Here is a 9,658-nt window from a genome sequence, read left to right as displayed (position 1 = left end):
CTTTTGATCGTATGCTTTTTCATGGGCTCGCCCTCGCTGTCGTTGGCTTCTTAAGAATGCCACCGTGGCGCTACTGACGCCTCGGCTTGGGCGAGTCCATCCAATTACGAAATGCGCGCGCGGTGTCAGTAGGACCGGCTTCAGCCGGGAAGAGGCCAGTGCATTAGCTGCATCTCCAGTGGCAGATACGCCAGCTTCACGCCCCTTCCCACACTCATTTGCTAGGCTGCTCTCACCACTTCCGAGAGCGCCGCTTTGTGCCCACTGCCCATTCCGACACTGCCTGCACGCATTTCCTGCGTGAATTCTGGCTGGCCCTCGCTGGCGAGCCTCGCTATCTCGATCATCTTCAGATCAGCGGCGAAGGCGCGCTGGTCTCGGCATTTCCGGTCACCGATTTCGCCACAGCGGCCATCGCTGCCGCGCATCTGGCGGTAGGCGAGTTGATCAATCAGGCCCACGGCACGTTGCCGCCGATCACGGTTGATCGGCGCCTGGCCTCGTTCTGGTTCGCCACGTCTCTGCAGCCCCAAGGCTGGTCGCTGCCGGCGCAGTGGGACGCGATGGCGGGGGATTACCCCGCGGCGGATGGCTGGATTCGTTTGCACACCAACGCGCCGCACCATCGTCAGGCCGCGCTTGCCGTGCTGAACACCGCCCCCGAGCGCGATGCGGTGAGTCAGGCGGTGCTGCGCTGGAAGGCCAGTGAGCTGGAAAGCGCGGTAGTGGGCAACCAGGGTTGTGCCGCCGCGATGGCCAGTGCGCTTGCCTGGCGCGAACATCCCCAGGGCCGTGCCGTCGCTGCCGAACCCTTGCTGCATCGCACCGAAGCGCCAGTGGGACCGGGTGGGCCGCATCAGTCCAAACCTGCGCGACCTGAATGTATCGCCCCACGCGAACGCCCCTTGCGCGGCATCCGCGTGCTCGACCTCACGCGCATTCTGGCGGGCCCGGTGGCGACGCGGTTTCTCGCCGGTTTCGGCGCTGAGGTCTTGCGCATCGATCCCCCTGGCTGGGACGAGCCTGGCACAGTGCCCGAAGTGGTGCTGGGCAAACGCTGCGCGCGGCTGGACCTGCGCGACCCTGCCGATCGCGCAGTGCTGGAGGGCCTGATCAGCGAAGCGGACGTGATGGTTCACGGCTACCGTGCCGATGCCCTCGCGCGGCTGGGCCTTGATGCTGAACGCCGGCGCGCGCTCAATCCCGGTCTGGTGGATGTCTCGCTGAACGCCTACGGCTGGACCGGCCCGTGGCGGGAGCGACGGGGTTTCGACAGCCTGGTGCAGATGAGTTGCGGCATCGCCGACGCCGGCATGATCGCGGCAAGAAGTGATCGACCCGTGCCGCTGCCGGTGCAGGCACTGGATCACGCCACGGGGTATTTGATGGCGGCGGCAGCGGTGCGCGGGTTGACTCAGCGACTGATCACCGGCGACGGCGTTCAAGTCCGGGCATCCCTGGCGCGAACGGCGTTGTCGTTGCTGTCGTTCACGCCCGCCGAGGCGCCGCCTGCAGCCCTGCACCCGCTGAATCCGAGGGATTATTCCCCTGACATTGAGCACACCGCGTGGGGCCCGGCGCTGCGCTTGAAGCCCGCCGGAGTGATTGAAGGTACCCCGACGCAGTGGGATTTACCGGCGAGCGCGCTGGGCAGCGTCGACGCGAGATGGCTGTAACGCACGACGGGTCGAACGTCAGTCAGCCACCCGCAATCATCAAATCCAGGTTCTGCACCGCCGCCCCGGCCGCGCCCTTGCCCAGGTTGTCGAACACGGCGGCGAGCAAAACGTGGCCCTCGTTCTCGAACACCATCAGCCGCAGGTTATCCGTGCCGTTGAGCTGGCGCGGGTCGATCCCGCTCAGCGCGCCTGATTGTTCCATCGGCATCACTTCCACACACCCGCTGCCCTGATAATGCTCAGCCAGCGCAGCATGCAGCGTCTTGCCGGTCACGGCGTGGGGCAGCAAGCGCGTTTGCAGCGCGACGGTCAGCACGATGCCCTGACGAAACGCGCCATAGGCCGGAATGAACACCGGCCGCTCGCTCAAGCCGCTGTATTGCTGGATTTCCGGGACGTGCTTGTGCGCCAGGCTCAGGCCGTAAATCTGAAACGGGATCGCCTGGGCAGCGTCCGGCCCTTCGAATTCATCGACCCCGGCGCGGCCCTTGCCTGAATAGCCTGACACCGCATGAATGCTGATCGGGTAGTCGCGCGGCAGCAGACCCGCCTCCAGCAACGGACGCAGGAGACCGATCGCCCCGGTGGGATAGCAGCCCGGATTGCTGACGCGGCGGGCGGTGGCGATGCGTTGTTTCTGCGCGTCACTCATCTGCGCGAAACCGTAGACCCAGTCGGGGTGGGTGCGGTGCGCAGAGCTGGCGTCGATAACCCGCACGTCGGGATTGGTGATGCTCGCCGCTGCGTCCCGGGCAGCATCGTCAGGCAGGCACAGCACGGCAATGTCGCAGGCGTTGATCGCGGCGGCGCGGCTTTCCGGATTCTTGCGATGCTCGGCTGGAAGGGTGACCACGTGCAGGTCAGTGCGGCCTTGCAGGCGCTGGTGAATCTGCAGGCCGGTGGTGCCTTGGTCGCCGTCGATGAACACAATGGGGGTTGGCATGAGGTTGAAATTCCGCTGAAGGTCGTCAATGACTGACATCTTCAAGCCCTATCGTTGATAGAGAAAGTTGAATTTGATGACGGTACACTTCATCTTTTCTGAAGGAAGGATGGGCCAGTGCGGGAAATCAGTCTGGATCGTTTGCGCACCCTGGTGGCCATCGCCGACCACGGCTCGTTTGCCGAAGCGGCGCGGGTGCTGAATCTCGCGCCGCCGACGGTCAGTCTGCACATTGCCGATCTTGAGCAACGGGTGGGCGGCGTATTGCTCTCGCGCACCCGTGGGCGGGTTCAGCCTTCGGCCATCGGCGATACGCTGATCGAGCGCGCGCGGCGTCTATTGGCCGACGCCGAACAGGCGCTGGAAGACGTCGAGCGTCAGGTCAAAGGGCTGGCCGGGCGGGTTCGACTGGGGGCGTCCACCGGCGTTATCGCGCAATTGCTGCCCCAGGCGCTGGAAACCCTGGAGCAGTTGCACCCCGGCATCGACGTGCAGGTCGCGGTGCTGACGTCGCAGCAGACCCTGCAAAAACTCGCGGACGGCAGCCTGGACATTGGCGTGATTGCGTTGCCCCAGGCGCCGGTCAAGGGCCTGTCGATACAGTCGTGGCGGCGCGACCCGGTGATGGCGTTTCTGCCGGCGCGCTGGGATTGCCCGCCGGTCATCACGCCGAGCTGGCTTGCCGGTCAGCCGCTGGTTCTCAACGACGCCACCACGCGGCTGTCCCGTCAGGTGGCGGAGTGGTTTGCGGGCGAGGGGCCGCAGCCGACGCCACGCATTCAGCTCAATTACAACGACGCCATCAAGAGTCTGGTGGGGGCGGGCTATGGCGCGACATTATTGCCCCACGAAGCCTCCACGCCCGCGCCGGAAAGCCGCATTGTCATGCGTCCGTTGCAGCCGGCGTTGTGGCGGGAGTTGGGCATTGCGCATCGTGCGGGAAGCGTCGAACGCTCGACCCGCAATGTGCTGGCGGTGTTGCAGGAGTTGGAAGCGTTGTAGCTCAACGGGCGGTAAAAACAGACATGTAGCCGACCGGCGCCTGACCCTCTCAGGCACCCGGTCGGCCCAGACGTTGAAGTCACGCCATCAGAATTTGAACGCCTGGCGCCCGATCAGCAGCCACTGGCCTTTCTGTTTCTGCCAGACCTGAAAGTTTTCGATCTCGGTCGGCACAACCTTCCCACTGTTCACGGCTTCGGCGGAAAAGTGATTGCGCACCAGGGCAGTGTCGCCGTTCATGTTGATTGTCTGGTTTTTCATTTCCAGGGTGTTGAAGCCGCTGCGACCGGTTTCGATGTCGGCAATGAATTCATCCTTGTTCTGCACCTTGCCGCTGGAGTGTCCGTAGGTGACGTTGTCCGAAGTCAGCGCGCCCAGGGTGGCAATGTCTTTGTGCAGCATCGCCTGGGTCATGTTGTCGACGGCCTTGGCGACGGCTTGTTCATCGGCAGAAGGGGCGGCGGCCACGAAGCCTGAAAACAGGCACAAGAAGCCGAGGGTCAGTTTGAGTCGGGTCATGAGTGCATCCTTTTTTATTGTTGATGGAAGCGGCATGCAGCGGCCATTTCTGAAGAAAGGTGGCTTTGTACGTCGTCGTACAACTGCGACGCTCAGGCTAGCCCACATCGAGCCTGTTGGAAAGGGAGCGTTTGAAAGTGGGGTGCCGTCGCGTCGCGGCGTGATACAGGCTGGCGAAATACTGCTTTACTGAGGGCTCGCTGCGGCACGTTCAGGCGCTCGGTTCTAGGCCTGCGCCCGTTGAACAATCGATGAGGATGCGCACAGATGACCCGTCTCACCGCCAAAGACTTCGCCCCGGAATTGCTTGAGCTCTACGACTATTACGTTCACGGCAAGATCAACCGCCGGGAGTTTCTCGATCGCGCGGCCGTGTTCGCTGTGGGCGGGCTTGCGGCGACGACCATTATGGCGTCGCTGAGCCCCAATTACGCGCTCGCCGAGCAGGTCGAATTCACCGATCCTGACATCATTGCTGAATACATTTCCTACCCGTCGCCCAAAGGTCACGGCCAGGTGCGCGGGTATCTGGTGCGGCCGGCAAAAGCCGACGGCAAGGTCGCGTCGGTGCTGGTGGTGCATGAGAATCGCGGCCTGAATCCTTACATCGAGGACGTCGCCCGGCGGGTGGCCAAAGCCGGTTTTATCGCCTTGGCGCCTGACGGTTTGTCATCGGTCGGGGGCTATCCGGGCAATGACGACAAGGGCCGCGAGCTCCAGCAGAAGGTTGATCCCGAGAAGCTGATGAACGATTTCTTTGCCGGCATCGAATGGCTGATGGCCCATCACGCGTCCACCGGGAAAGTCGGGATTACCGGGTTTTGTTACGGCGGCGGTGTTTCAAATGCTGCTGCCGTGGCTTATCCGGAGCTGGCGGCGGCGGTGCCGTTTTATGGCCGGCAGCCCAAGGCTGAAGACGTCAGCCGGATCAAGGCGCCGCTGTTGTTGCATTACGCGGAGCTGGACAAGCCGATCACTGATGGTTGGCCGGCGTATGAGGCGGCGTTGAAGGCGGCGGGGAAGACGTATGAGGCGCATATTTATAAAGGCGCCAACCACGGGTTTCATAACGATTCGACACCGCGTTATGACGACGCTGCGGCGACATTGGCGTGGAACCGGACGTTGGATTGGTTCAGGAAATACCTGACCTGACGGTGAAGGGGACTTGACGGTGAAGGGGACTGATTTATTTACAGCGCTTCATCGTAAATTAATCTGTCCCCGGGATACGCGGTGCGGCTGCAATGGTCGGCCTAACGGCCTCCGGTTTCGCCTTCGGCGAGTTACTTGGAAAAGCACCCCAAGTAACCAAGGGTGCTTGCTCCTGGTTTGGCTCCTCCTGCGTCGGAGTCCCCTCACTCCGGTCTCGCTCCGTGGGCCCGCCGCCATCCGCCATCCATGGCGGGGGGCGGCTCTCGCGGCATCCATGCCGCTCGGCCCACTCCGTGTCGTCTGCGTTCGGCCTGCACCCAAGTCGCGATTGGCGGTGTCTGGACTTGCTTCGTAGGAAGATCAAAAGCAGATCAAAAGCTTCCCGGCTGAAGCCGGTCCTACAGTCGAGGTCACCGCGACTCTCATGGGATGCACGCGATGCTTTTTGTAGGACTGGCTTTAGCCGGGAAGAGGCCAGCGTGTTCGCCATCACTTTTTGGTGTGACGCCGGATGCCCTCCCGGCTGAAGCCGGTCCCACTATGTGATCGTGGTGTGCGAGGCGGCACCAAAACCCTGCACGGTGTGCTTTTTTGAGGCGTGCGCTGGCGCTTCCCACGTTACGAAATAGCCTCACACCCAAGCCAATCGGACCTTTCACCCCAGTGGCCCGGCTTTTGCTTTCGTTGAATCCAAACTTGGATACAAGATGGGTGCCCCCATGCATGACCTCCAAAACGCTCATATCGGCTGGACGATCAACGAGTGGCTGATGGCCTACCAGACCGGGCAGTTGTCGCCTGACGTGCTGCTGTCGTTCGCCAGCGCCTACCCGGAAACCGACACCGCCTGGATCGCCCGTGCCAGTCAGGCGCAGATCAGTGAGCAGCTTGAAGCCCTCGCCGAGCGTCTTGCTGCAGTCAACGGCGACATCACCCAACTGCCGCTGTACGGAGTGCCGTTCGCGATCAAGGACAATATCGACGCCGCCGGGTGGCCGACGACGGCGGCGTGCCCGGAGTTTGCCTACACCGCAAGCAAGGACGCGACGGTGCTGGCCCGACTGCGCGCAGCCGGGGCGATTTTGATGGGCAAGACCAACCTCGACCAATTCGCCACCGGCCTGGTCGGCACCCGCTCGCCTTACGGCGCCGTGCCCAACAGCGTCAACCCTGATTACGTCAGCGGCGGCTCCAGCTCGGGCTCGGCGTCGGTGGTGGCACGGGGGCTGGTGGCATTTTCGTTGGGCACCGACACCGCAGGCTCGGGTCGGGTGCCCGCCGGGTTCAACAACATCGTCGGCCTGAAACCGACCAAGGGCCGCTTGCCCAACACCGGGCTGGTGCCGGCGTGCAAGACGGTGGACTGCGTTTCCATCTTCGCGCTGACCGTAGACGACGCGCAGAAAGTCGCCGGCCTGGCCGAAGGCTTCGATGGCGATGACGCCTATTCCCGCCACAACCCGGGCACGGCGCCGGTGGGCTTTCGCGCGGCGATGAAGCTGGCCGTGCCGGACACCCTGGAGTTCTTCGGCGATACGCACAATCAGGCGGTGTTCGAACAGGCGCTGCACCGATTGAGCGACATGGGCGCCGAGATCACCCGCATCGACTTCACCCCGTTCAAGGCCCTGGCCGAGCAACTGTATTACGGCCCGTGGGTGGCCGAACGCACAGTCGCCTTGACCGCGATGCTGGAAACCAACCCCGACGCCATCAACCCGGTGGTGCGTGGCATCGTCGAAAGTGGTCTGGCCTACAGTGCCTGTGACGCCTATCGGGCCGAGTACTTGCGCGCCACATTGAGCCGGCAGATCAACGATGCGCTGGTCGGTTTCGACGCCTTGGTCGTGCCCACGTCCGCGACCCTGCGCACCCAGGCGGAAATGGCCGCCGAACCGGTGCTGTACAACTCGCAGTTCGGCTTCTATACCAACTTCACCAACCTGGCGGACCTCTCGGCCCTGGCATTGCCCGCCGGTCTACGCGCCGATGGCTTGCCGTCGGGGATCACGCTGATTGCGCCGGCCTGGCACGACACTGCGCTCGCCCGGTTTGGCCAGCGCTGGCAGGAAAACGTCGGCTTGCCACTGGGCGCCACAGGTCGCTCACTTCCTTCGCCCACGGCATCGCCAGCGACTGCGCCGCGGGGCAGCGTGCGGGTTGCCGTGGTGGGCGCGCACCTGACCGGCATGCCGCTCAACGCGCAGCTGACCCGTCGGGACGCCGTGCTCGTCGAACAGACGCTCACGGCAGGCGACTACCGGCTCTACGCCTTACCCGGCACTGTGCCGCCCAAACCGGGGCTTGTGAAATCCGCAAGCGGTGCATCGATCATCGTGGAACTGTGGGACATCCCGCTGGCGCGCTTTGGCGAGTTCGTGGCCGAGATCCCTGCGCCGCTGGGCATCGGCACCCTGACGCTGAAGGACGGTCGCAGCGTCAAGGGCTTCATCTGCGAACCCTGGGCGATTGACGGCGCGCTGGACATCACCTCGTTCGGTGGCTGGCGCGCGTACATCGGCAGCCTGAAAAAAGCCTGACCCAACGCCTGACGCGGCCCCGAAACACCGTCGCGTCAGGCGCAAAGATCACCCGACGGAGCACCCCGGCCATCATCCCTTCACAGACACCCAAACGTCGCCCGGACAACATGGCCGAGCGGATCTATCAGCAGCTCAAGGACGACATCTTCGAGTTTCGCCTGCTGCCCGGGGATCGCTTTAGCGAAGGCGAGGTGGCCGAGCGCGTGCAAGCCAGCCGCACGCCGGTGCGACAGGCGCTGTATCGGCTGGAGCGCGAGGGGTATTTGGAGGTGTATTTCCGCAGCGGTTGGCGGGTGAGGGCGTTCGATTTCAATTATTTCGAAGAGCTGTACGACGTGCGCATCGTGCTGGAGTGCGCGGCACTGGCGCGTCTTGAAGCGCTGGATCTGGAGCAACACCCGGTCATCGATGAACTGAAACACACCTGGCTCGTCACCCCCTCTGAGCGCCTGCAAGACGCCCAGCAGGTCTCAGCGCTGGACGAGCGTTTCCATTGCGCGTTGCTGGAGGCGGCAGGCAACACAGAGATGGCGCGCCTGCACCTGGAGATCACCGAGAAGGTCCGCATCATTCGCCGCCTGGATTTCACCCAGGCGGCGCGCATCGAGACGACCTACGACGAGCACGGGCAGATTCTCGTCGCCGTGCTCAATCGCCAGACCGCGCAGGCCCAGCAGTTGCTCACGCGGCACATCGAAATCAGCAAGCAGGAAGTGCGCAAGATCACCCTGCACCGGCTTCACGTCGCCCGGCCTTGAGCTGACGTCTGCTCCTCACATCAACGGCAACCGAAAAAGCACTCAGCGCGGATTGCGCCGCTCTGCGACTTCGGCCAACACCGCCAGGTCCATCTCGCCTTGGCCATGGTCGATGGCATCCTGCAAGTGGGCGCGGATCATCTCGGCGCTCGGCATCTCCACCGACACCTGGCTGGCGGCGGCCAGGACCAGATCCACGTCTTTAAGGCCCAGCACTGCCTTGAATGCCGCCGGCTCGTACGTGCGGTCGCCGATCAGCGCGCCATACCCGGCGTAGACCGGCCCGGGAAAGATCGTCCCCGACGCCAGCTCCACCAGATCAGCGGATTTCAGACCGTGGCGAGTGACCAGCACGGCCGCTTCGCTCATCGCCTCGATGGCCGAGACCAGCATGAAATTCATGGCCAGTTTCATCGCGTTGGCGCTGGAAGGTTTGTCGCCCATCCGCCAGATCTTGCTGCCGATCAGGTCGAACAACGGCTGCACCCGGTCGATGGCCTGGGCAGCGCCGGCAGCCATGATATTCAGCTTCGCTGCGGCGGCCATGTTCGGCCGGCCCATCACCGGCGCGGCGATGTAGTCGATGCCCTGTGCGGCGTGCAGCTCGGCCAGCTCGTCGGCGAAGGTCACGGAAATGGTCGCCATGTTGATGTGGATCAGCGGGCCCTTGAGCTGCTTGAGCAGACCGGCATCCAGCAGCACCGCGCGCAGGGCCTTGTCGTCGGCAAGCATGCTGAACACCACGTCGACGGCGAACGCCTGGGCAGGCTCGGTGACTGCCGTGGCACCTTGCTCGACCAGTGGCTGCGCGGCCTCGGGGGAACGGTTCCATACCAGCAGTTCATGACCGCCTTTCAACAGATTGCCAGCCACGGCCTGACCCATATTGCCGAGGCCCAAAAAGCCGATTTTCATGGGGATGCGCTCCAGTAGAAGGTGGGGTGTGCGGCGCACACTCGTATCACCCACCTTGAGACAGTTGTCTTGGCGAAAACGACGCTATGGGTGACAAACGGCTGCATTGGCCCAGCATTCCAACGCATGGAGGTCACGCGCCGT

Annotated in this window: 9 protein-coding genes; 6 read left to right on the top strand and 3 right to left on the bottom strand. The window is 63.6% G+C overall.

Annotated features, from left to right (window positions below; genetic code table 11):
• Positions 1-296 precede the first annotated feature (296 nt).
• Positions 297-1,676: a CoA transferase gene (locus tag SLW74_RS26960; RefSeq protein ID WP_410930669.1), complete on the top strand. Its 1,380-nt coding sequence runs from the start codon at positions 297-299 to the stop codon at positions 1,674-1,676.
• A 22-nt stretch (positions 1,677-1,698) separates the two neighbouring features.
• Here the strand turns inward: SLW74_RS26960 and argC are convergent, their stop codons facing one another.
• Positions 1,699-2,622 carry an N-acetyl-gamma-glutamyl-phosphate reductase gene (gene argC, locus SLW74_RS26955; RefSeq protein WP_410930665.1) on the bottom strand — a complete coding sequence of 308 codons (924 nt, stop codon included), beginning with the start codon at positions 2,620-2,622 and terminating at the stop codon, positions 1,699-1,701.
• Between the two features lie 117 nt (positions 2,623-2,739).
• Here argC and SLW74_RS26950 point away from each other — a divergent pair, with 117 nt between their 5' ends.
• Positions 2,740-3,624 (top strand): LysR family transcriptional regulator, encoded by an 885-nt coding sequence (locus tag SLW74_RS26950; protein WP_065988646.1) that lies wholly within the window; start codon positions 2,740-2,742, stop codon positions 3,622-3,624.
• A gap of 87 nt (positions 3,625-3,711) precedes the next feature.
• On the opposite strand, the gene SLW74_RS26945 is transcribed toward SLW74_RS26950, so the two are convergent.
• Positions 3,712-4,143: a nuclear transport factor 2 family protein gene (locus SLW74_RS26945; RefSeq protein ID WP_065988645.1), complete on the bottom strand. Its 432-nt coding sequence runs from the start codon at positions 4,141-4,143 to the stop codon at positions 3,712-3,714.
• On the opposite strand from SLW74_RS26945, the gene SLW74_RS26940 reads away from it, so the two are divergent.
• The 4 genes from SLW74_RS26940 (at position 4,142) to SLW74_RS26925 (ending at position 8,599) form a co-directional block, all read left to right on the top strand.
• Positions 4,142-4,336, top strand: coding sequence for a hypothetical protein (locus SLW74_RS26940; RefSeq protein WP_410930664.1), 195 nt, complete (start codon positions 4,142-4,144; stop codon positions 4,334-4,336). The genes SLW74_RS26945 and SLW74_RS26940 overlap by 2 nt on opposite strands.
• Before the next feature lie 74 nt (positions 4,337-4,410).
• Positions 4,411-5,298 (top strand): YghX family hydrolase, encoded by an 888-nt coding sequence (yghX, locus tag SLW74_RS26935; RefSeq protein ID WP_410930663.1) that lies wholly within the window; start codon positions 4,411-4,413, stop codon positions 5,296-5,298.
• Positions 5,299-6,017: 719 nt separating this feature from the next.
• A complete protein-coding gene (gene atzF, locus SLW74_RS26930) occupies positions 6,018-7,838 on the top strand; it encodes an allophanate hydrolase (RefSeq protein ID WP_410930662.1) in 1,821 nt (606 codons plus the stop codon).
• Between the two features lie 110 nt (positions 7,839-7,948).
• The gene (locus SLW74_RS26925; RefSeq protein WP_410930661.1) at positions 7,949-8,599 is read left to right on the top strand and encodes a GntR family transcriptional regulator; all 651 of its coding nucleotides are present in this window, start codon (positions 7,949-7,951) and stop codon (positions 8,597-8,599) included.
• Between the two features lie 42 nt (positions 8,600-8,641).
• Here the strand turns inward: SLW74_RS26925 and SLW74_RS26920 are convergent, their stop codons facing one another.
• Positions 8,642-9,514 (bottom strand): NAD(P)-dependent oxidoreductase, encoded by an 873-nt coding sequence (locus SLW74_RS26920; RefSeq protein ID WP_410930660.1) that lies wholly within the window; start codon positions 9,512-9,514, stop codon positions 8,642-8,644.
• Between the last annotated feature and the right edge of the window lie 144 nt (positions 9,515-9,658).

This window comes from Pseudomonas sp. W5-36 (assembly GCF_046540455.1).
Taxonomy (GTDB): domain Bacteria; phylum Pseudomonadota; class Gammaproteobacteria; order Pseudomonadales; family Pseudomonadaceae; genus Aquipseudomonas; species Aquipseudomonas graminis_B.
Note: the sequence above shows the minus strand (reverse complement) of the source record. Positions and strands in the feature narration are given on the sequence as shown.

Coding starts and splice junctions, on each gene's coding strand:
- argC (WP_410930665.1), bottom strand. CDS start 2,622: ATGCCAACCCCCATTGTGTTCATCGACGGCGACCAAGGCACCACCGGC.
- SLW74_RS26940 (WP_410930664.1), top strand. CDS start 4,142: ATGAGTGCATCCTTTTTTATTGTTGATGGAAGCGGCATGCAGCGGCCA.
- SLW74_RS26945 (WP_065988645.1), bottom strand. CDS start 4,143: ATGACCCGACTCAAACTGACCCTCGGCTTCTTGTGCCTGTTTTCAGGC.
- yghX (WP_410930663.1), top strand. CDS start 4,411: ATGACCCGTCTCACCGCCAAAGACTTCGCCCCGGAATTGCTTGAGCTC.
- atzF (WP_410930662.1), top strand. CDS start 6,018: ATGCATGACCTCCAAAACGCTCATATCGGCTGGACGATCAACGAGTGG.
- SLW74_RS26925 (WP_410930661.1), top strand. CDS start 7,949: ATGGCCGAGCGGATCTATCAGCAGCTCAAGGACGACATCTTCGAGTTT.
- SLW74_RS26920 (WP_410930660.1), bottom strand. CDS start 9,514: ATGAAAATCGGCTTTTTGGGCCTCGGCAATATGGGTCAGGCCGTGGCT.